The sequence below is a fragment of the Arthrobacter sp. UC242_113 genome (assembly GCF_044054585.1).
Classification (GTDB): domain Bacteria; phylum Actinomycetota; class Actinomycetes; order Actinomycetales; family Micrococcaceae; genus Arthrobacter.
On record NZ_CP171968.1, the window covers coordinates 323,068 to 342,841 of the forward strand.

At 66.2% G+C, this 19,774-nt stretch carries 25 protein-coding genes and 1 pseudogene; 14 read left to right on the top strand and 12 right to left on the bottom strand.

Features of this window, described 5'->3' with window-relative positions; translation table 11 throughout:
• The first annotated feature begins 62 nt into the window (after nucleotides 1–62).
• On the top strand, nucleotides 63–491 hold the full coding sequence (locus ACHMXB_RS01470; RefSeq protein WP_395402159.1) for a YybH family protein: 429 nt from the start codon (nucleotides 63–65) through the stop codon (nucleotides 489–491).
• On the opposite strand, the gene ACHMXB_RS01475 is transcribed toward ACHMXB_RS01470, so the two are convergent.
• The 4 genes from ACHMXB_RS01475 to ACHMXB_RS01490 all read right to left on the bottom strand — a co-directional run bounded on the left by ACHMXB_RS01475 (nucleotide 394) and on the right by ACHMXB_RS01490 (nucleotide 4,184).
• Nucleotides 394–2,328 (bottom strand): glycoside hydrolase family 15 protein, encoded by a 1,935-nt coding sequence (locus ACHMXB_RS01475; protein WP_395402161.1) that lies wholly within the window; start codon nucleotides 2,326–2,328, stop codon nucleotides 394–396. The two genes, ACHMXB_RS01470 and ACHMXB_RS01475, sit on opposite strands and share 98 nt — an antisense overlap.
• A 25-nt stretch (nucleotides 2,329–2,353) precedes the next feature.
• Nucleotides 2,354–2,830 carry a hypothetical protein gene (locus ACHMXB_RS01480; protein ID WP_395402163.1) on the bottom strand — a complete coding sequence of 159 codons (477 nt, stop codon included), beginning with the start codon at nucleotides 2,828–2,830 and terminating at the stop codon, nucleotides 2,354–2,356.
• A gap of 127 nt (nucleotides 2,831–2,957) precedes the next feature.
• On the bottom strand, nucleotides 2,958–3,509 hold the full coding sequence (locus ACHMXB_RS01485; protein WP_395402165.1) for a hypothetical protein: 552 nt from the start codon (nucleotides 3,507–3,509) through the stop codon (nucleotides 2,958–2,960).
• 75 nt (nucleotides 3,510–3,584) lie between these two features.
• On the bottom strand, nucleotides 3,585–4,184 hold the full coding sequence (locus tag ACHMXB_RS01490) for a helix-turn-helix domain-containing protein (RefSeq protein WP_395402167.1): 600 nt from the start codon (nucleotides 4,182–4,184) through the stop codon (nucleotides 3,585–3,587).
• A gap of 92 nt (nucleotides 4,185–4,276) precedes the next feature.
• Here ACHMXB_RS01490 and ACHMXB_RS01495 point away from each other — a divergent pair, with 92 nt between their 5' ends.
• On the top strand, nucleotides 4,277–5,350 hold the full coding sequence (locus ACHMXB_RS01495; RefSeq protein WP_395402169.1) for an NAD(P)/FAD-dependent oxidoreductase: 1,074 nt from the start codon (nucleotides 4,277–4,279) through the stop codon (nucleotides 5,348–5,350).
• Between the two features lie 108 nt (nucleotides 5,351–5,458).
• Here ACHMXB_RS01495 and ACHMXB_RS01500 read toward each other — a convergent pair whose 3' ends face one another.
• The 3 genes from ACHMXB_RS01500 to ACHMXB_RS01510 all read right to left on the bottom strand — a co-directional run bounded on the left by ACHMXB_RS01500 (nucleotide 5,459) and on the right by ACHMXB_RS01510 (nucleotide 6,235).
• Nucleotides 5,459–5,617, bottom strand: coding sequence for a hypothetical protein (locus ACHMXB_RS01500; protein ID WP_395402171.1), 159 nt, complete (start codon nucleotides 5,615–5,617; stop codon nucleotides 5,459–5,461).
• Between the two features lie 51 nt (nucleotides 5,618–5,668).
• Nucleotides 5,669–5,878: a hypothetical protein gene (locus ACHMXB_RS01505; RefSeq protein ID WP_395402173.1), complete on the bottom strand. Its 210-nt coding sequence runs from the start codon at nucleotides 5,876–5,878 to the stop codon at nucleotides 5,669–5,671.
• Nucleotides 5,879–5,983: 105 nt separating this feature from the next.
• Complete coding sequence (locus ACHMXB_RS01510) at nucleotides 5,984–6,235, bottom strand: hypothetical protein (protein ID WP_395402175.1); 252 nt, start codon at nucleotides 6,233–6,235, stop codon at nucleotides 5,984–5,986.
• Between the two features lie 227 nt (nucleotides 6,236–6,462).
• Between ACHMXB_RS01510 and ACHMXB_RS01515 the strand changes: the two genes are divergently transcribed.
• Nucleotides 6,463–6,609, top strand: coding sequence for a hypothetical protein (locus ACHMXB_RS01515; RefSeq protein ID WP_395402176.1), 147 nt, complete (start codon nucleotides 6,463–6,465; stop codon nucleotides 6,607–6,609).
• Nucleotides 6,610–6,761: 152 nt separating this feature from the next.
• A complete protein-coding gene (locus tag ACHMXB_RS01520; protein WP_395402178.1) occupies nucleotides 6,762–7,451 on the top strand; it encodes a TetR/AcrR family transcriptional regulator C-terminal domain-containing protein in 690 nt (229 codons plus the stop codon).
• A gap of 19 nt (nucleotides 7,452–7,470) precedes the next feature.
• Here the strand turns inward: ACHMXB_RS01520 and ACHMXB_RS01525 are convergent, their stop codons facing one another.
• Nucleotides 7,471–7,857, bottom strand: coding sequence for a TfoX/Sxy family protein (locus ACHMXB_RS01525; RefSeq protein ID WP_190606247.1), 387 nt, complete (start codon nucleotides 7,855–7,857; stop codon nucleotides 7,471–7,473).
• A 270-nt stretch (nucleotides 7,858–8,127) separates the two neighbouring features.
• Between ACHMXB_RS01525 and ACHMXB_RS01530 the strand changes: the two genes are divergently transcribed.
• The 6 genes and pseudogenes from ACHMXB_RS01530 (at nucleotide 8,128) to ACHMXB_RS01555 (ending at nucleotide 12,407) form a co-directional block, all read left to right on the top strand.
• Nucleotides 8,128–8,595 (top strand): hypothetical protein, encoded by a 468-nt coding sequence (locus tag ACHMXB_RS01530; protein WP_395402181.1) that lies wholly within the window; start codon nucleotides 8,128–8,130, stop codon nucleotides 8,593–8,595.
• A pseudogene (locus tag ACHMXB_RS01535) lies at nucleotides 8,592–9,819 on the top strand (Nramp family divalent metal transporter). Before ACHMXB_RS01530 ends, ACHMXB_RS01535 begins: the two are co-directional and overlap by 4 nt.
• Nucleotides 9,816–10,256, top strand: coding sequence for a hypothetical protein (locus ACHMXB_RS01540; protein WP_395402183.1), 441 nt, complete (start codon nucleotides 9,816–9,818; stop codon nucleotides 10,254–10,256). Before ACHMXB_RS01535 ends, ACHMXB_RS01540 begins: the two are co-directional and overlap by 4 nt.
• Entirely contained in the window at nucleotides 10,243–10,590 is a 348-nt protein-coding gene (locus ACHMXB_RS01545; protein WP_395402185.1) for a PRC-barrel domain-containing protein, read from the top strand. Before ACHMXB_RS01540 ends, ACHMXB_RS01545 begins: the two co-directional genes overlap by 14 nt.
• Before the next feature lie 229 nt (nucleotides 10,591–10,819).
• The gene (locus tag ACHMXB_RS01550; RefSeq protein ID WP_190606256.1) at nucleotides 10,820–11,023 is read left to right on the top strand and encodes a cold-shock protein; all 204 of its coding nucleotides are present in this window, start codon (nucleotides 10,820–10,822) and stop codon (nucleotides 11,021–11,023) included.
• Between the two features lie 127 nt (nucleotides 11,024–11,150).
• The gene (locus ACHMXB_RS01555; protein ID WP_395402187.1) at nucleotides 11,151–12,407 is read left to right on the top strand and encodes a plasmid pRiA4b ORF-3 family protein; all 1,257 of its coding nucleotides are present in this window, start codon (nucleotides 11,151–11,153) and stop codon (nucleotides 12,405–12,407) included.
• Between the two features lie 142 nt (nucleotides 12,408–12,549).
• Here the strand turns inward: ACHMXB_RS01555 and ACHMXB_RS01560 are convergent, their stop codons facing one another.
• Nucleotides 12,550–14,394 (bottom strand): tetratricopeptide repeat protein, encoded by a 1,845-nt coding sequence (locus ACHMXB_RS01560; RefSeq protein ID WP_395402189.1) that lies wholly within the window; start codon nucleotides 14,392–14,394, stop codon nucleotides 12,550–12,552.
• 120 nt (nucleotides 14,395–14,514) lie between these two features.
• Here ACHMXB_RS01560 and ACHMXB_RS01565 point away from each other — a divergent pair, with 120 nt between their 5' ends.
• Nucleotides 14,515–14,682, top strand: a complete 168-nt coding sequence (locus tag ACHMXB_RS01565; protein ID WP_395402191.1) for a hypothetical protein — start codon at nucleotides 14,515–14,517, stop codon at nucleotides 14,680–14,682.
• Nucleotides 14,683–14,739: 57 nt separating this feature from the next.
• Here ACHMXB_RS01565 and ACHMXB_RS01570 read toward each other — a convergent pair whose 3' ends face one another.
• The gene (locus tag ACHMXB_RS01570) at nucleotides 14,740–15,240 is read right to left on the bottom strand and encodes a hypothetical protein (protein WP_395402193.1); all 501 of its coding nucleotides are present in this window, start codon (nucleotides 15,238–15,240) and stop codon (nucleotides 14,740–14,742) included.
• 273 nt (nucleotides 15,241–15,513) lie between these two features.
• Nucleotides 15,514–16,248 (bottom strand): FadR/GntR family transcriptional regulator, encoded by a 735-nt coding sequence (locus tag ACHMXB_RS01575; RefSeq protein ID WP_395402195.1) that lies wholly within the window; start codon nucleotides 16,246–16,248, stop codon nucleotides 15,514–15,516.
• A gap of 190 nt (nucleotides 16,249–16,438) precedes the next feature.
• Here ACHMXB_RS01575 and ACHMXB_RS01580 point away from each other — a divergent pair, with 190 nt between their 5' ends.
• The 3 genes from ACHMXB_RS01580 to ACHMXB_RS01590 all read left to right on the top strand — a co-directional run bounded on the left by ACHMXB_RS01580 (nucleotide 16,439) and on the right by ACHMXB_RS01590 (nucleotide 18,879).
• On the top strand, nucleotides 16,439–16,999 hold the full coding sequence (locus ACHMXB_RS01580; RefSeq protein WP_395402197.1) for a gluconokinase: 561 nt from the start codon (nucleotides 16,439–16,441) through the stop codon (nucleotides 16,997–16,999).
• Between the two features lie 72 nt (nucleotides 17,000–17,071).
• The gene (locus ACHMXB_RS01585) at nucleotides 17,072–18,475 is read left to right on the top strand and encodes a GntP family permease (protein WP_395402199.1); all 1,404 of its coding nucleotides are present in this window, start codon (nucleotides 17,072–17,074) and stop codon (nucleotides 18,473–18,475) included.
• 137 nt (nucleotides 18,476–18,612) lie between these two features.
• Nucleotides 18,613–18,879: a hypothetical protein gene (locus ACHMXB_RS01590; RefSeq protein WP_395402201.1), complete on the top strand. Its 267-nt coding sequence runs from the start codon at nucleotides 18,613–18,615 to the stop codon at nucleotides 18,877–18,879.
• 105 nt (nucleotides 18,880–18,984) lie between these two features.
• Here ACHMXB_RS01590 and ACHMXB_RS01595 read toward each other — a convergent pair whose 3' ends face one another.
• Nucleotides 18,985–19,686, bottom strand: a complete 702-nt coding sequence (locus tag ACHMXB_RS01595) for a type 1 glutamine amidotransferase domain-containing protein (RefSeq protein WP_395402203.1) — start codon at nucleotides 19,684–19,686, stop codon at nucleotides 18,985–18,987.
• Nucleotides 19,687–19,774: the final 88 nt, after the last annotated feature.

Here is a 19,774-nt window from a genome sequence, read left to right on the forward strand (position 1 = left end):
GCCGCCATGTGGAACTGCCACTCTGACGGCAAAGCCCTGGAAAATGTGCGAAGGAGACGGGAATGGGCGAGCTTGAGGACTTCCTGACGGCGATGCTTGACCGGCAGATCGCGGCGGAAACGGCCATACACAACGGAGATGCGGAGCCCCGAATGGCACTGTGGTCACGCTCCGAACCTGTCACCTTGTTGGGCGCGATGGGCATGTCCAACCTGGGCTGGGACGCCGTCAGCCAGACGTTCCGCCGGGTAGCCGCGCGGTTCTCGGACTGCACCGCCTACAGTTTCGAGCTGCTGGCCGCCGGAGCCAGCGGAGACCTTGCCTACACGGTCGGCTTCGAACGGGCGGACCTGTCCGTCGACGGCGGGCCGCCCCAGTCAACCAAGCTCCGCGTCACCCACGTCTATCGGCGGGAAGGTGGGGAGTGGAAGATCGTCCACCGGCACGGCGATTACGTTCCGCTGGACGGGGAACCGGCTGCGGAGGGTTAGCCTGCGCCCGGGACCTGACGGCGGGTTCGGTTTCGACGAACTGCTCCCGGGCAGCAACGGAGCGGAGGGCCAGCGCTGCCTGGACCAGCGCGGCGTGTGTCAGCGCCTGCGGATAGTTGCCGAGCAGGGCCCCCGAACCGGGATCGATCTCCTCGCTGAACAGGCCCAGCGGACTTGCGTGCTCAATGAGGGCCCCGAACAGTTCGGCGGCCTCCGCTGTCCGTCCCGTGAGCGCGAGTGCCTGGGCGAGCCAGAACGAGCAGGGCAGAAAAGCTCCCTCGTCGCCCGGCAGCCCGTCCTGGCCCGGAGGGTAGCGGTACAGGAAGGGGTAGCCGGCCGAAAGCTCCGACCACACCGCATCGACCGTGCCCCGCAGGCGGTCCGAGTCCGGTGCCTCGAAGCCGGTCACAGGCAGGATCAGCAGGGCGGAATCGAGATCAGCCGAGCCGTACGAGCGGGTGTACGTGTTCTTCGCGGCGTCGAATCCGTTGGCCCTGACGTCGGCGGCAAGTGCTTCGTGCGCGCTTTCCCACCGGCGCCGCCGCCGCGCACTGATGCGGTGGTTCCGGGCGATCCGCAGCGCCCGGTCCAGGGCCAGCCAGCCCATGATCTTGGAATGCACGTGGTGCGCCGCGTCGGCCCTGATTTCCCAGATGCCGGCATCGGGCTCCGGCCAGCGCCGCGCTACGAGATCGGTGAAGCTGCGCATGGCCCGCCACGTCTCCGAATTGAGCCGGTGCCCCTGCCGGACGAGGTTCCACGCGGCGTCAAGGACCCAGCCGTAGCCGTCGAGTTGGTGCTGGTGCGCGGCGCCGTTGCCCACCCGCACCGGAGCGCTGCCGGCGTAGCCCGGCCAGCTCTCGAGAGTGCGCTCGCGGGGAACATGTCCTCCGGTCAGCGTCAGCAGCGCCGGCAGCCGGGGCCGCTGCAGCCTGCTCGCGTGCAGCAGCCAGTTCAGGAAGTTCAGGGCCTCGCCGTCCTTGCCCAGGCCGAGGAAGGCGGCGATGCCGATGCTGGCGTCCCGCGGCCAGGCGTACCGGTAATCCCAGTTGCGGATGCCGCCCGGGTCCTCCGGCAGTGATGTGGTGGGGGCCGCGACCGGCGCGCCCGAGGGTGAGTAGGTCAGCAGCTTCAGCGTCAGCAGGCTCCGCAGCACCGCTTCACGGAACGGGACGTCCTCGCTGATGCCGGCCGCCCACTCCCGCCAGCGGGACTCGTCCTCCTCCACCAGATCCCACGCGGTTTCGGGATCGACCCAGACCAGGGGTTCCGTGTACGCGAGGGCGAGCACCATCACCACGGGACAACCGGGCTCAACCGTGATTGCCGTCGTCGTACCCGGCTCCACCCGCACCCCGCCGCATACGCCGAGCGACATGGCCAGGGCGCCCCATTCGCAGACCAGGTGCCGGTCCCGCCGGATGCGGGGGTGGAGATGGCGCTCGCCGAAGCGGGGGTTAAGTTCGACGGCGGCCTCCGCCGGAGCGCCGTCGGCCTCCAGCCGCCGGATGAGGAGGGTGGTGGGCAGCAGGCGGCCGGAGACTTCCGCCACCATCGCTTCGGTGAGTGTCAGCGTGCCGCCGTCGGTGGCCCAGACCGTTTCGAGCGTGGCGGTGTGCGGCCGGTAGCGGCGGACGATTTGCTCGGCGGCCCGGGCGGGACCGGCGCGGAAGGTGCCGGCGTCCGGTCCGCCGAGCAGGGCGCCGAAGACGGGATCGCCGTCGAACGTGGGCGCGCAGAGCCAGTCGATGCCGCCGTCGGCGGAGACCAGGGCGGCCGTGCGCGTGTCCCCCAGCAGGCCGTAGTCCGCGAGGGCGGGGCAGTGCCTGGCTTCCATGGTGCGTCCACCTTCTCTCGCTGGGTCAGCCGGCAGTGAGCAGCAGCCCGAGTAAGGAGCCGTAGACCAGATGGGCCGCCACGGCCACCGCCGGCGTCTGGATTCCGTAGTTCAGGCCCAGCAGACCCGGCGGTTCGAGTGCAGCCCGGCTGCCCGGACCCGCCCTGGTGCTGGCCATCCTGGGATGGATGCCGGGCAGCAGCGGCAGGATGACGGTCAGCGCCACGGCGACGTGCAGGAGTCCCAGCAGCGCCCCGATCCACCACGTTGCCTGGCCCAGCAGCGCAAACACCGCGGCGTAGCCCAGCGCGAAGACCTGCCCTGCCGCGAGGTGGATGAAGAAGCCGGCGATCCGTGCCTTGTCCGGATCCGGGGTGACCAGGCTGCCCAGGACCAGGGGCAGGTCGAGCCGGGTCCAGCCGGCCATCTGGAAGGCAATCATCACCGCGGTCAGGGCTGTGGTGGCGAGCAGCCCGAACAACGCCCAGCCTTGCCAGTCCATCTCAACCGCCGCCCCGCTGCTTCGAGGCTGTTTGCGGGTATGCCGCTTTCATGACGCACCTTCTAAAACTAAGTTGTCTAATTTTAGAACCCGCGATGAACGGTGGGCAATAGCCTCAGTTAGCTCGTCACTTACCGAGGCCTTCTGCGCTGACCCCGGCGCGGGTGGGCCAGCGGCCGGTGGCTTCGTGGAAGTCAATGGCCTGGAGCAGGGGTGTCATGTCGTAAGCCCTGATGTTCAGGCTGAGCTTCACACCGTGAATGGACTTGACCGTCAGGTACGGCTGGCCCTTCATTACCTGCACCCGGTACTGGGCGATATCGCTGTAGGGCAGCACATGTTCCTTGCCGAGCACGCTGCGGAAGGCCACCTCATAGGCGCGCGGAGCCACGTAAAAGTTGCGGTACATCGCCACGAATGCGATCCCGCCCAGGACGATAGCCACCGAAGCGATACGGGCTCCGAGAGGGGCGCGGGCCGACGCGAAGGCGAACAGCCCCATGAGGAGCCCCACGCTCAGTAAAAGCCAACCCACAAAGGGCACCATCTTGGGCATGCGAACCTGTTCCGGGTACTCCTTGGACCGGTTCGGGTGCTTCCGCGCCCACCAGGTAATCGCTGCAATAAGCAGGGTCGTGATTGCCGTGATGACGAGCTTCAGGATGAGTGCGGTTGACATTTTCCCAGCCTACAGCCGGGTTGCGGCGTGATACGGGCGCTTCACCACCCAAGGCACAATCGACTGGCTAGCTGTCTATTCCGGCTGCGCGTTGGACGTTTTCGGTCGGGCCCGGACGTGCATGCGCTCCCCTTGCTGCCCAAAGAGGCTGATGAATTCGACCGACCGTCCGTTGGCGCTGGCGAACCAGTGTGGTGTGTGGGTGTCGAACTCGGCCGCCTCGCCTGGCCCCAGCACGAAATCGCTGTCACCCAGGACTAGGCGCAACGAACCATTCAGGATGTACAGCCACTCATAGCCCTCGTGGACCTGCAGATCCGGCTCGGTGCCGCGCGCGGTGCCGTCGAGCACCATCTTGAACGCCTGTACACCCCCAGGGCGCCGGGTCAGCGGGATGGCCGTTTTCCCGTGGTGCCTGATGGGGCGGAGGTGGATGCGCGGGTCACCGGTTGGTGGGGCTCCGACGAGATCATCGAGCGGCACCCCGTACACCTGGGCGATAGGCAGCAGGATCTCGAGGTTCGGGCGCCGCTGGCCCGACTCGAGCCTGGACAGTGTGCTCACTGAAATGCCTGACGCTGCGGATACGTCACCGAGCGTCAGGTTGCGCTGGCCCCTGAGGGCACGCAGTCGGGGTCCTACGGCGTCGAGGACGGCGTCCAGGTCTGAGGTCATTGATCTAGTTTGCCACACTGGCAAACTCGCTTGCAGTTTCTTGAATTGCTGCTCGATGCTGGATGTACCCGCAGAACAGAAGGAGAACCACCATGTCAGTTACAGGTCGAGCCCTCCGCGAGCGATATGACGTCGTCGTCATTGGAGGCGGCGCCGCGGGGCTGAGTGCGGCTGTCACCCTCGGCCGCGCGCTTCGCGCCGTCGTCGTCATTGACGCTGGAGCGCCGCGCAATGCTCCGGCCCAGGGCGTTCACGGCTTCCTGTCCCGCGAGGGAATGAGCCCCCATGCTCTGCTCGCCTCCGGACGTTCGGAGGCGGAGTCCTACGGCGCAACGATCATCGGTGCCGAAGCCACTACTGCCCGGCGAACCGCCGAGGGCTTTGAGGTGGTGTTGGCTGACGGGCGCCAGGTGGTGGGGCGCCGGTTGCTTTTGACTACCGGCCTGGTCGATGGTCTGCCCGCAATTCCGGGCCTGTCCGAGCAGTGGGGCGCCGGCGTAGTGCACTGCCCCTACTGCCACGGTTATGAAATTCGTGGACAGCGCATCGGCGTCCTCGGTACAAACCCCCTCTCCGTCCACCAGGCCCTCCTGTTCCGGCAGTGGTCAGAAGACATCACGCTTTTCCTCAATGACGCCGTGGCGCCCACGGAGGAAGAGTGGGACAAGCTCGCAGCGCGATCCGTACGCGTGGTCGAAGGGGCCGTAACCTCCGTGGACGCGGCGGACGGCGTCCTCAATGGCGTGACGGTGACCGGCGGCAGCAGCTTCGATCTGCACGCCCTCGCCGTGGGAACAAAGATGGAGGCACGAGCTGGTTTGTTCGAGTCCCTCGGACTTACGACGCAGGAGCACCCGTCCGGCATGGCGAGCTTCCTTGAACCCGGCCCCATGGGCACAACAGCTGTCCCGGGCCTCTACGTCGCGGGTAACGTCTCCAACATCGCGGCGCAGGTCATCGTGGCTGCGGCCGAAGGCACCTCCGCGGGAATGATGATCAATGCACACCTTATCGAGGAGGAAACTGCCTGGGCCGTGGACGGATGGCTCGGTCCCTTCTCCGCCCAGATGGAGGCGAAAGTGTCCGAACGCGTCCTGGGCGCACGTCGACACGGGCTCGATGACTCAGCCGCGGGTGCCCCCGCGCCTGTCGAAACGCAGGGATAACGGCAGGCATAGGAGGTCGATGTGCCGCACCTGCCGCCGGCGATGGCTGCCTCAAGCGGTTGGGTGCGGGTGGTGTCAGCAGGGGGCGCACCGCGGGCGGGCGGGTGTTTAGCTGTTTCCGGTATGGACGATGCTCCCTGAGTCCTCTTGGTTGGCCGGGGCATCGGAGAGACCTGCCGGTGTCAAATCAAAAGTATCGATGCAGAAAGGAGTCTTTTTCCCCAGAACGGCGGTGGTTAGTGGTTCGTTGTGAAGGGTGTTCGTCATGATTGATCCTTTGTTGATCCCGTCGCAAAGGCGCCCGGGGCAGGTGGTGGTTTAGCGGGGCAGCTCCATCTGGAACCCGCAGTGAAAATACCCTTCGCTGCGGTGGACCAGATCCTCATGCTTTGACCCCGAACGGGGAGGAACGGTGGCGATGTATTCCGCGGTGGTGTCAAAGACCCTGGACAGGCCGCAACTGGAGCAGTGGAGGGCGACGGCCAGAATGCCTGTCCGCCCGTCCGTGACGGCTGGGGATTCAACCAACAAATGAACGTCGGTATCGCACCCAAGGCACCAGGGCTGCTTCCCCGTGGCTGATGGGCGCCACGGGGGATGTAAGTGTTCGAGGTTGTGGTCATATCCGGAGGCTCACACCACAGCCTGGTAACTGGAAAGGATAAAGTCCGCGGCGGCCGGGCCCTTCATCCTCAGGCACTGGCCGGGACTGACGCGCTGTTTCATAGCGGCCCAGAAGGCGTGCTCCGATTTCGGAGCGTTACCCGACAGATAACACCAGCTGGTGTACATGCCGTAAAAGGAATCCCTGTCAAGAGTCGCATCGGACTCCCGGTCAGAATAGGTGGCTTCGCTGAGGAACTGGTCGAACTGTGAATGTGCCATGATGGCTCTTTTCACTACGGTGCGGGTGTCCGCCGTTCGGCTACAGCGGCTGAAACTCCAATGCCTTGCACGGGGCATCGAGCGTTTTGCCGGAACAATGACCTTAATGATGCTCCGGCAAGCTAGTACATAGGTGAGGCATATGACTCTGGCGCAGCACCGGTCAGGATGGTCCGTCAGGATCAACCATTTCCCGGCGGTGTGTGCCTGCAAGGTGCGTTTTAGCCGTGGTTGTTGTGGGCGCGGTTGCCGGCAATGGCAAGGCCGCGGGCAATCATCAGACCGCGTGTGAGTCAGGTGATGTACTGCATCGCGTCATTGGCATTGAAACGTCGTGGTTTGAGAAGTCATTGGTTCTCCTGAAGGTGATGTGAGCAGCCTGGACGGCTATGCAAACTCTGATCCCTCTACTGAAACCATGTCGACAAGTTCTCTACGCTGTAGACTTTAGCCGTAGACTCTTCTGTAAGCAAACCTAGAACATCCCTCGCATGGGGATGACGCGAAACAACAGGACGGTTCCTCTATGGCCTCCCCCGAAGGCACCACCAAAGCTCTGAGTCCTCGGAAGGCGCGCCTGAGCAGGGAGGTCGTCCTGTCTGCCGCGTTGGAATTGGTGGACGCCGAGGGCCTGGATGCCCTCACTATGCGCCGGTTGGGCCAGGAACTCGGGCGGGACCCCATGAGCCTTTACCGCTACGCGGCCAACCGCGCTGCTCTGCTGGATGGGGTTGCCGAAATGGTGCTCAATGAGTTGACCATCTTTGTCGATGATCGCGACTGGCAGGCCCAGCTTCGGCGGATCGGGCACGATCTGCGGCTCCTGGCCCTGCGGCACCCTAACGTCGTGCCGCTGCTCGTCACCAGGCCCCTGTCCACTCCTTTGGGCCTGCGTCCGCTGGGCACACTGCGCCCGCTCGAACAAATACTGGCCCTGCTGATAGCGGCGGGCTTTTCACCAACCGACGCCCTGCACGTCTATCGCGCTTACTACGGATTCCTCTACGGCCACATCCTCAACGAACTCCAGGAATACATCGTGGACCCGGACGAGAACGAAGCCATCCTTCGCCTCGGTCTGCACCACCTGCCGGCAAAGGAATTTCCGCACCTGCGGGCACTGGGCCCAGTCCTGGCCGAGTACGACGGCGACGTTGAGCTTGATCAAGGACTGAGCATCCTGCTCTCGGGCCTTGCGGCGCAACTCTCGCCCTGAGCACGCGGAGGGTGCGCGGCTACTTCTTGGCGGCCTTCGGCTTGGGCTCTTTCGCGGCCTTGGGCGGCAGGCTGGCGACGTACGCGAACGCCTTCTCCGTCCAGGCCCTGGCCCGCGCGTCGTCGCCCTCACCCTCTTCGTTCCAGATCTCCGGCAGGCCTGTGTAGCCGCCCATGGGGCGCTCGGGCGGGCCGAAGGGAACGGTGCGTTCCCCGGACTCGAGCGCCTCCCGGTCCTCGTCGGAAAGCTTGATGCCGATGGTCGGCCCGAACAGCCCGGCGAACATGTTGCCGTTGACGAACGCCCCGAGGTTCCCGAACATCGGCTTGATGACCACCTCCGGATGGTCGGGCACCACGGCCCGGAAGTGCTCCTTGTCAGCCTCGGTCGCTTTGGGCATTTCCATCGGTGCGCCTCCGGGTAGCAGTGCTCGGGCAGAAGATGTGGGAATTGGCCGTGCGCCATCCCATGCCCCGGATCATACGCCCGCCTGTCGGCACCGGCTACCGTCAACGGGCCGGGCCCAACTGTCAGGCAGCCGCGCCAATTTCACCCACCCGGCCCTCTAAATTTTGCTGGCCCGCAGTGCTATACCTAGCTCAAGGCAACTAAATGTGCGGCTGTCTGCAGTGCGGCGATTCGGACGATCCGGGCCTGCCCGGAGGCTGGAGGAAAGGTGCTGACCAGGCCAGCCGGAGCGCGGACAGGCCGCCGGGCACTCCTCGCCGTTGCCTGCCTCGGGGCGCTCGCCGTCCTCACCTCCTGCTCCGGCTCCGTCACGGACACCGTGTCCACAGCCGCCGAGGACAGCGCCTCCGCCATCGCCACAGCCCGGCTCGCCATCCGGCAGGACGCAGACGGCAAGCTCACCCGTGCCGCCACTTCCACCGCTCTCGAGGACGCCCTCAAGGAACTGCAGACCAGCCGCGACACCGTCCTGCGGCTCTCACCCACCTCCCCGGAGGACCGGCAGGTGCGGGAGGATGCGCTGAAGGTGCTGGACAGTTCGGCTGCCGGCCTCACCACTGCACGGGACGCCGTGTCGTCCGACGACGGCGGGCCGGCCCTTTCGGACGGGAACCGGGCGCTCGCTGCGGCAGAGGAAGCCCTGAACGGGCTGAAGTCGAAAGCGGGCGGGAAATGAAGCGCCTGCTCGGTGTGGCCCTCGGCATCCTGACGGCCATCGGCGGCTTTGTGGACATCGGCGACCTGGTGACCAATGCCGTCGTCGGATCCCGGTTCGGACTGTCCCTCATCTGGGTGGTGGCGGTCGGCGTCGTGGGGATCTGCGTGTTCGCCAACATGTCCGGGCGGGTGGCGGCCGCCTCCGGCCGGGCCACCTTCGAGGTGATCCGTGAACGGCTGGGGCCGCGCGCCGGGCTGGCGAACCTGTCCGCTTCCTTCCTCATCAACCTGATGACGGTGACCGCGGAGATCGGCGGCATCGCCCTCGCTCTGCAGTTGGCCAGCAGCGTCAACTATCTCCTCTGGATTCCACTGGCGGCGGTGACGGTATGGCTGGTGATCTGGCGGGTCAAGTTTTCCATCATGGAAAACGTCACGGGGCTTCTGGGCCTGACCCTGATCGTGTTCGCCGTGGCACTGTTCCTGCTCAAGCCCGACTGGGGCAACCTGGCCAGCCAGGCCATTCCCGCCGTCCCGGCCGAGGAAACCGGAGCCACCTACTGGTACTTCGCCATCGCCCTGTTCGGCGCCGCGATGACACCGTACGAGGTGTTCTTCTTTTCCTCCGGCGCTGTGGAGGAGGGGTGGAAGATCAAGGACCTGATCCAGTCGCGGATCAACGTCCTGGTGGGGTTCCCGCTCGGCGGGCTGCTGTCCGTCGCGATCGCCGGATGCGCCGCCGTCGTGCTCCTGCCGGCGGGAATCTCCGTCACGTCCCTCTCCCCAGGTGATCCTTCCGGTGGCGGAGGGCGCCGGGAAACTGGGGCTCGCCGTCGTCCTTCTGGGCATTGTGGCCGCGACGTTTGGCGCGGCCCTGGAGACGACGCTGTCCAGCGGTTATACGCTGGCGCAATTCTTTGGCTGGTCCTGGGGCAAGTTCCGTTCGCCGGCGCAGGCGGCACGGTTCCATCTGGCCATGATCATCTGCCTGCTGGTGGGCCTCGGGGTGCTGGCCACCGGCGTGGACCCCGTGCTGGTCACCGAATACTCCGTGGTGTTCTCCGCCGTGGCGCTGCCGCTGACCTACCTGCCCATCCTGATCGTGGCCAACGACCCGCAGTACATGGGCAGACACGTCAACGGCCGCGGCGTGAACGCAGTGGCGATGGTCTACCTCGTGGTGATCCTCGTGGCCTCGCTGGCGGCCATACCCCTGATGATCGTGACAGGAGCCGGCGCATGAAAACGCCCCGCCCTCTGGGCTCTGGTCCCTTGTCCCCGGTTCCTCCCGTAGCCGGGCAGACACTGGACGCCCAGCTCCACCTGCTGGACCGCCAGGTCCTGGACAGCGACGGCGTCCCCGTCACCACTGTCGACGAACTAGAACTCGGCGCCCCCGAGGGAGAAGCTGAGACTCCTGTGGGGACGGTAATCCCGCCAGGAACACCGGCCCCGGTTCTCACCGCACTGCTGACCGGCCCCGTCCTGGGGACGCGCATCTTTGGCGGCAGGCCGCCGTCGTCCCGTCTGATCCGGGTCCCGTGGACGGACGTGGCCAGCGTCGGCGTGGTGGTCCGGCTCGGCGTCAGCGGCCAGGGCCTCGACGCCGACTGGGTGGAGCGCTGGATCCGCGACAAGATCATCGCCCGGATTCCGGGAGGCCGCCGTGATCCTCGGTGATCTCTTGGGTACTCCGGTGCATGACGACGACGGCGTTCGGCTGGGGCGGGTGGCTGACGCCCGGTTTGTGGTGAATGGCGCCCCGCACCGGCTGATGGCCGACGCCCGGCTGCTGGGCCTGGTGATCAGCCCGCACAGCTGGTCGTCGTTTCTGGGCTACGAGCGGAACAGTCTCACGCAGCCATGGCCGCTGCCTCAGCTGCTGCGGTGGCGGCACCGTGGATCCTTTTTCGTGATGTGGGAGGACATCGCGGTGCTCGGCGACCGGTCCGTCCGCTTGCGGCCCGGGTACACGCCGTACAGCCCGGCGCTGGACGGGAACGGGCAGGAGTAGGTTCCGCCGACGGGCCCGGCTGGGCCTTGAAAGGTTGTTTGCTCAACTTTGTCGCCTAGTGCCGAAATTGTCCTGTACAGTTGATTTCGTTGTTGTGTTTGCATTGTGTAGTTCAGGCAGTACGCGCGGTCGAAAGTCCGCGTTCTTCTGAAGTAGCGGTTTTGAACACCCCACACCGGAGGACCCGAAAGTCGGGACAGTTCCTCCACCTTCACGAAGGACAAAAATAATGGCTACTGGTACCGTCAAATGGTTTAACGCTGAAAAGGGCTTCGGCTTCATTTCCCCCGATGACTCCTCGCAGGACGTTTTCGCGCACTACTCCGCGATCAACTCCGGCGGCTTCCGCTCCCTCGAAGAGAACCAGAAGGTCTCCTTCGAAACCGAGCAGGGCCCCAAGGGTCCCCAGGCCGTCAACATCCAGGCTCTCTAATTTTCTAGAGAACCGGGACCGTTAGGTTTCGAGCAGGGTCCGTCTTATGACGGGCCCTGCTTTTGTTAACCCGGGTGTGCTGCAAGGCCGGCGCCACGACCCTACGCGCTCTGGAACAATGGCCATCATGCAATCGACCGACGCCGTCCCTGCCTTCGACCTGCGCATCAGCATCGAAGGCGCCGAACCCGAGATCTGGCGGCGGCTTCAGGTGCCGGAAACCATCACCATTCCGGAATTCCACCGCGTCCTTCAAGCGGCCTTCGGGTGGGAAAACCGGCACCTCTACGGGATCCGCTGCACTGACCTCCGCGGAGAACGGCGCGTCATCGTTGGCCCGGACGAAGCGGCCGATGACATCGATGCTGAGCCGGTGTCGCGCGTCGCGCTCTTCGAACTTCTGGATGCACAGAAGACCGGAGCCTCCGACTTCGAATACGAATACGACTTCGGTGATGCCTGGACGCACACCGTCGAGTTGATGGGGCCCGCAGAGCTTCCCGAGAAGACCCTGCACTGCACAGACGGCGCCAACCGCGGGCCGGTGGAAGACTCAGGCGGTTCATCCGGCTACCGGCGGATCGTTGAAGTCCTGCGCGGCCCCGGGCACCCGGAATACGAGGATGTTGCGGGCTGGTACAAGTTCGCCACCGGCGAGGACGCCACAACGTTCGCGCCGACCGTGTTCGACGCCAGCGCGCTCAACGCCCGCCTGGACGAGCTCGCCCTGCAGCTGTGGCCTGAGCCGCCCACGGATGGCGAGATCGACGCCGTCGTCCATTCTGTCCATTGGTTCCTGTCCCAGGTTCCCGCCGTCGGACTGCCTCTGACCCAGGACGGCTACCTCAAACCGGCCTTCGTCAGGGAAACCTTTGAAGCCCTCGGCCTCGGTGACAGATGGTCCGGCAAGGCTAACCGCGAGGTCCAGACTCCGCCCGTCCTGCGGCTCCGGGGGCAGCTGCAGGCCTGGAAACTGCTCCGGAAGTCCAAGGGCCGGCTGCTGCTTACGCCCGCGGGGCGCAAAATGTCCGACGGCGGCCGGCCCCTCTGGGATTACCTCGCCAACGCCGTCGGCAACCCTCCGGAGGAAGCGGCAGTCACGGTGAACGGTCTCCTGGTGCAGTGGCTGCTCGATGGCACCACGCCGCGTTGGGATGAGCGGGCACGGATCATTGCCGACACCCTCACCGTCGAAGGGTTTCGTACTAAGACCGAGACGCGCATCCCGCTGGACCTTGGCCGAGACATGTACCTCCGCAGCCGCTGTACCCTGGAATGCCTGCAACTGACGGCTCCCGGGGGAGGCTTTTCCGACCGTCCTGTGCTGACGGGCGGTGGCCGAAAGTTCCTGCTTCAGGTGCAGGGGCTGAGCAGCGGGGGATAGGCAGTGATTGAGCCGGTCGCCGCTGACTGAGCTTGTCACCGCTGATTGAGCTTGTCGAAATCAAGGCGCGCTGATCCCCTCGATTTCGACAGGCTCAACCAGCGGGTCCCGTGGTTTCGACAGCCTCAACCAGCGGGGCCCGTCAGAGTTGGCCGCGGGCTGCCAGGAACGCCGTCAGCGCTGGGCTGTCGATCTCCTTCGCCAGCCAGGGGACGGCCTGGGCGGCAGCCTTGTCGCCGAGTAAGGCGTGGTGGGACTGCGCCCGGACCACGAATTCGCGCATCCCGCTCCGGCTCGCCAATGCTCCGAGACGCTCAACCACTTCGACGGCCCGCTCGGCCCGCGCCGCGATGGCCACCTCCGCCGCAACATCCAGCAGCCGGGCCGAATACCAGAGGTACCAGGGCTTGGGCTCCATCCCCCGGTCCACCCAGTGCTGCGCCGCGGCAAGGTCGCCGTGCGCGAGGAACAGACGCGCCTCCGCCCCCGCGGCGAGAGCCATGTAGCAGTGGTCCCCGGCCAGGTCCGCCATCACCCACGACCGGTCGATCATTTCTGCGGCAGCCTCGAGGTCTCCCGCAGCCAGGTAGGTTTCGCCGCGTACCCCGGCCACGAAAGGCTCGAACGCTGTCCAGTGCTCGGCGAGGATCCATCCCAGTGCGCGGTCCAGGGCCTCCGCCGCCGGTTCCAGCTCGCCGCGCAGCAGCCACACCCGGCCCAGGAGCGCGCTGCTGAACGCCAGCTGCCGGCGGTTCCGCGCCTCCCTGGCCAGTCTGACGGACGCGGTCAGCGCCTCCACCGCGTCGCCGTAACGTGCGGTGTCCGACGCCAGCATTCCCTGGATCGCCAGCACCCGGGCCTGCTCCTCAGGGAACCCCGATGCGGCCGCGCCGGCCCGCTCCAGCCAGCCGGCGGCGCGGTCCGGGACACCCCGCTGGACGGACAGGTACCCCAGCTCGCGGTAGGCGGCCGCCGTAGTGGGGGACGCGCCGTCGTACTTTTCCGCCGCTGCCGTCGCCAGCGACGGCACCGCCGCCGGTGCCTCGGCTGATAGGGCCCGGTGCAGGAAATCCGCCACCTCCGCGCCGCGGCCGCCCGCCTGGTGGATCATCGCCCCTGCTAGCGTGACCAGCGACTCGGCGAGGAGGTGCCGGTCGGGGGTGCGCTGGGCCAGGACGACGGCGAGCCGCAGCTGATCCAGCCCCCGGTCCACGGCTCCGGCCGAGAGCGAGGCGCCGCCGGCGTCGAGATAGGACCGGACAGTGGCCCCGGTGGCAGGAACTCCAGGGTCGGTCTCCGGGGCCGCAGCCGACAGTGCCCGGCGGATTTCCGGCGGCAGCGGCAGGCCCAGTTCATCGCGGTAAAGGTTGGCGCACTTGGCCACGTGCTCGCGGGCATGCCGGTGCTCACCGATTGCCACCAGCGCCCGGACCAGCACGGCGTTGCAGTCGGTGTGGAACGGGTCCCGCTGCAGCGCCCGGCTAGCCAGCTCCGCTGCTTCCCCCGGATCACCGGAAGCCAGCGCGGACACCGAGGACTCGTAGAGCAGCGACTGCGCGCAGTTCTCCAGCCGGTAGCGCTGGTCCGCCAGCCAGGAATCGAACACCGGGCAGTCGGCGAATGACAGCCCCTCCAGCAGTTGGCCGTCCAGGCTGTGGGGGTCGGGGCGGGGGATGGCACCCGCCCCGACGAGTTCGACGGCGTCGCAGCGCCACGGTGGCTGCAGCGCCAGCCGCAGCGGATCGCCGTCGAGCGTTACACCGGTGAGCGTCCGCCGCAGCTCCGAGAGGTTCCAGCGCAGGGCACCGAGGGGGTCGGCGGCGTCCGGAAACAGCAGCGAAGCCAGCCGCGGCCGCCCGGCGCCGTCCGGCTGGAGGGCAAGGTAGGCAAGCACGGCCCAGGCCTTGCGGCCCCTGGGCTGCAGGGGAGAGGTGCCAGCGGACTCGATCGCCGGCGGACCGAGGAGCCGAATGGTGCTGCCGGCCATACGCGCCATTTTAGCCCCGGCCTCCCACTGCGTCAGCGGGCGTTCACACGTTTGCTCACACGCCGGCCGCGGACACTGAAATCACCCCATCCGCACACAACCACTCGAGGCACAAACATCATGGCACTGCTCGTTATCCTGCTTCTCACCGGACTCTGGGTTGTCACCGCCACCGTCCGCTCCGTCCTCACCGACGGCCGGGGACACCATCCGCGTGTCCGTTCCCATGAGTCGTGGAACGCGGGAGACCTGCCCAGCGTGCCCTACTCCAGCGCCCGGCTCTGGTAGAGCGAAAGAACGACGGCGGGAGGCCGGCAGAACTGCCGGCCTCCTGCCAGTCTTGGGCTACTTCTTCGGGCACTTGAGGTCCGGGTTGTAGGCCGCGAACATGCCGTCGGGGTTGTCCCGCCAGACCCAGGCGTGCAGCGCGAAAGTCCCGGGGAACGGGCCATTCTCGAATTTCAGGCCTGCAATTTCCGGCCTCGTCTTGGCCGTGGAGAGGAACTCGACGGCAACCAGCTTGTACCGGCCGTCCTTGTTGGGCATGTACACCAGCACTTCGGGCTTGCGGGCATCGGTCTTGCCATCGATCAGTGAGTTCTTGGCGTAATGGAATCCCATCGCTCCAACACCCGGCTTGTCGACGCATTCGGACGCCTTCTTGTAACCGTCCTCCATCGCTTCCTCCAGCGAACGGTAGTCCTCGGTAACGTCCTTCAGCGTCCTGACCAGCTTGCGCTGCTGCGAGGTGAGCTTCGAGTCATGGTCGTCGTCATCATGTGCGGAGCTCCCGTAGGCGGCAGCGCCGGGCATAAGTCCTGCGGCCAGGCCAGCAGCCGCGGCCATGGAGATCAGTCCTGTTTTGCTGCGATACAACATTTTCTTCTCAACCCTCTGAGACCGGTTTTCCCATTTCGGTAAGGGTAGGAAGCAGTGGACCGAGCGGGCCCACCTTCCCCAAATGCCGGCAGCCCGATGGGCCGGCCGGTGAATTGACCGCTCGCGTGCAGGGCACTTAGAAGTTTTTGAGCGGCGTTAAGATTATGCTCCCAGCGCCGGGGTTTCGACAGGCTTGGTTTCGACAGGCTCAACCAGCGGGGCCGCAGGCTCAGTCAGCGCCTAGTGCAGCCCCATCGCTTCGCGCACTTCGTCCAGGATGTGGTGCACGGCGCTCTCCGCCGCCGTCGCGTCCCCGGCCGCGACCGCCGCGGCCGCTTCTTCATGGGCGTCCAGGGCCTCGGGCCGCGGCTTGAACGGCATGAGTCCCTGATGGGTGCGGCTGGTGAGAACCTCGGCCACCATGCCTTCGAGCGACGAGAACATCTCGTTGCCGCAGCTCTTCAGCAGCAGCCGGTGATAGGCGATGTCGGCCGCCAGGAACCCCTCGAGCTCGCCGGCCTCACCGAGCCGGCGCAGGTCCGCGGCCAGTGCCACAAGCTGGGTGCGTTCCGCGGCGCTGGCCCGGCGTGCGGCGCCGGCAGCGGCGATGGGTTCGACGGCGATGCGCAACTCAGTGAGGCTGGCGTACTGTTGCGCCCGGCGATCGGATGCGAGGCGCCACCGCACCAGCTTGGGGTCATAGACGTTCCAGAGGTCCGGGGTCTGCACCACGATCCCCACGCGCCGGCGTGAGTAAACCAGGTTCATGGACTCGAGGACCTTCATGGTGTCCCGCGCCACCGTCCGCGATATGCCGTATTCCTGCTGCAGGCCTTCAAGGGTCAGACGGCTTCCCGGCGCCAGTGCGCCGGACGCGATAGCCACGCCCACTGCGTCAAGAACGCGTTCGTGCATGGCGGGTGACAACCCGCCGTCGTACGCGTTTTCCGCGTGGTCTTCTGTCGCCGTCGACATGGTCCTGCCTTTCCTCTGCGCTGAGGCGCCCCTCCAGAGTACCGGAAGAAGATGCCAAAGGTATGACCTGTGACACCCAAAGATAGTATCTTTGCGGTGAATTGGTGATACCTTATCTCCAGCGCAGTTCGAGTCGGGCTGCAGATTGAGCTTCTTCCACAAGCCAAAGACGTCTTCTTCGGAGGTAAACATGCAGTATCCAGCCACGCATCTGGTGGTGATGGGCGTTGCCGGTTCGGGCAAGTCCACGATCGCCGCGGCCCTGTCCAAGCACCTCGGCTGGGCATCCGCGGAGGCGGACGAGTTCCACCCGCAGTCCAACATCGACAAGATGAGCCAGGGCACCCCGCTGCAGGACGAGGACCGCTGGCCCTGGCTGCAGCAGATCCAGAACTGGATGACCGAACAGGCACGTGCCGGCCAGAGCACCGTGCTCACGTGCTCGGCCCTCAAGCAGAGCTACCGCAAGCTGCTGGCCGAAGCCGAAGGCCGCGTGCTCTTCATCCACCTGCACGGCGACGCTGCGCTGATCAGCCAGCGGATGCAGGGACGCGAAGGCCACTTCATGCCGCCCACGCTCCTGCCCAGCCAGCTGGCCACCCTGGAACCGCTGACCGCCGAAGAACTTGAGGCCGGAAGCCTCCGCCTCGACATCACCCGCTCGCCAGAGGAACTCATCGCCGCCATCCTGGCCGCACTGCAGCTCCCGGCGAAGGAGCTCCCCTCCAACCTGGCGCCCGGCGCCAACTAGCTGCACCAACCGGGGGCCGTGCCTTCTGAGGCTCAGCCCCTATCCCCAACACATCTGTTTCAAAGGAGAACCATGACCATCGAAGGATGGACACAAACGATGGGCGCAGGACCGCTGCTGCTCATCGCGGCCGCGGCGATCGGCGTCCTGCTGTTCCTGATCATCAGGCTGCGCATGCACGCGCTGCTGGCACTGATCCTGGTCAGCCTCGCTACGGCCTTCGCCACCGGAATCCCCGCTAACCAGGTGGTCCCGGTGCTTGTCAACGGCTTCGGGACAACCCTCGGAACCGTGGCGCTGCTCGTGGGCCTGGGCGCCATGCTGGGCCGCATCGTGGAAACCAGCGGCGGCGCGAAAGTGCTGGCCGACTACCTGATCGGCATCTTCGGTGAAAAGCGCGCCCCGTTCGCGCTGGGCCTGGCCTCCCTGATCTTCGGCTTCCCCATCTTCTTCGACGCCGGCCTGGTGGTCATGCTGCCCGTGGTCTTCGCCGTGGCCCACCGCCTGGGCGGGGGAGTGCTGCGCTACGGCCTCCCGGCTGCCGGCGCGTTCTCCGTGATGCACATCTTCATGCCGCCCCACCCCGGTCCCGTCTCCGCGTCGGCCTTCTTTGAAGCGAACATCGGCCTGGTGACCATCGCCGGCCTCCTCACGGCCATCCCCACCTGGTACGTCACGGCGTACCTGTACGGCCTGTGGACCGGCAAGAAGCTGCACCTCCCGGTTCCGGAACTGCTGGGCCACGCCTCCGCCGAGGCCGAATCCCACCCGCCGCGCTTCCGCACCATTATTGGACTGCTGCTTCTGCCGCTCGTCCTGATCTTCATCAACACGGGCCTGAACACCCTGGCCGCCTCCGGTGTGCTGCCGGCATCCGCGAAGAACGAACAGTGGTTCCAGGTGCTGCGCACCCTGGGTGAAACACCCGTGGCCTTGCTCATCTCCGTCATCGTGGCGATGTTCGTCCTGGGGGCCCGCCGCGGCGTCCACAACGGCGCGCTGGAGAAGCTGCTCGAATCCTCGCTGGGACCTGTCTGCTCCGTCATCCTCATCACCGGCGCGGGCGGCATGTTCGGCGGCGTCCTGCGCACGTCCGGCATCGGCGACGCTCTGGCTGACGTGCTGGGCAACATGGGCATCCCGCTGATCCTCGCCGGCTTCCTTATCTCGTCCATCCTTCGCATCGCCCAGGGCTCGGCCACCGTCGCCCTCACCACCACCGCCGGCCTCATCGCTCCCGCTGTGGCGACCGCCGGGCTGAATGGCATGCAGATCGCTGCCCTGGTGATCGCCGTGGCTGCCGGTTCCGTGGTGGTCTCGCACGTGAACGACTCCGGCTTCTGGCTGGTGGGCCGCTTCTTCGGCATGGACGTCAAGACCACCCTGAAGACCTGGACCGTTATGGAAACCCTGATCGGTGTGATGGGCTTCGCCATCGCCGCGACCATCTTCGGTGTCGCGGGGCTGGCGGGCTAGCTTCACTTACCGCCACTTTCTTTAGTACGACGGCGGGAGGCCGGCAGATCTGCCGGCCTCCCCGCCGTCGTACTTGTGTCCGCTGATCCTGCAAAAGTGGGGCAGACTGGAACCCCCAACCACAAAGGCGGACCACATTGATTACTCTCCAGCAGGATTCCGAAGGCTTCATCCGGATGAACCGGCACTTCCCGGAGAGCATCCGCGTCTCCGTCACGTTTTCCGACGGCACAGTGGAGGAAGTCTCCGGCCAGCGGCTCAACCAGGCGTACGACGAAGCGCTGGCCGAGTTCCGCGCGCAGAACCATCTGGACGCGAAGAGGTTCTCGCGTAACCAGAAGAGCCGGACCAACCCCGGAAACAAGGTCGACTTCGTGCGCGTCCAGCCCGGCATGGGCGACTGAGGGCGCCGGCCTTCTAATCCAGCCGTTCCAATCCAACGCGGGGTCAGATGTCGCCCAATCCGCTGCCGCGATCGGGCGATATCTGACCCCGCGTTGCTGTCTGACCTACTCGACGAGGGCCTTGATAACCTCCTTGGCCACGTCCTCGCTGGACTGCGGGTTCTGGCCGCTGATGAGGTTGCCCTCGCGCACCACGTGGCTTGCCCAGTCCGGGCCGGTTTCCACGTTGGCGCCCTTCTCCCGCAGCGCCGTCTCCACCAGCCACGGCGTGTTCTCCCCGGTGCCGCCGCCCAGTTCCTCTGAGTTAGCGAACACCGTCAGCTTGCGGCCCGCGAAAGCGAACGCGCCGTCGTCGGCCGTGGCGCTGAGCAGGCCCGCCGGGCCGTGGCAGAAGGGGGCGATGATCTTGCCGACGCCGTCGGCCTCCACGAGGATCCGGCCGAGATCCTTGTCCTGGAAGAGGTCCGCCATGGGGCCGTGGCCGCCCGGCAGGACCACGGCGTCGTACCCGGACATGTCGACGTCGGCCAGCACTAGCGGTGCGAAGAGGTCGACGTCGATCATCTCCAGATAGGTGCGGAAGTCCTCTGCCCGCTCCTCGCTGCCCACCGTCTCAGCCTGCAGACTGAGCTTGTCCACCGTGGGCTTGACGCCGCCGGGGGTGGCGAAATCCACGTTGTGCCCGGCCTGCTGCAGGGTCCGGTGCGCCACCACCAGCTCCTCGGCCCAGAATCCGGTGGGGTGCTGGCTGCCATCCTTCATGGTCAGCGAATCGGCCGCCGAGACGACCATCAGAATGTTAGCCATTGTCCTTGCTCCTTATGTGGGTTTCTTGTTTTCGACGCAGCCGCTGATCGAGCTTGTCGAGGCGTGACCGGGGTTACTTGTTTTCGAC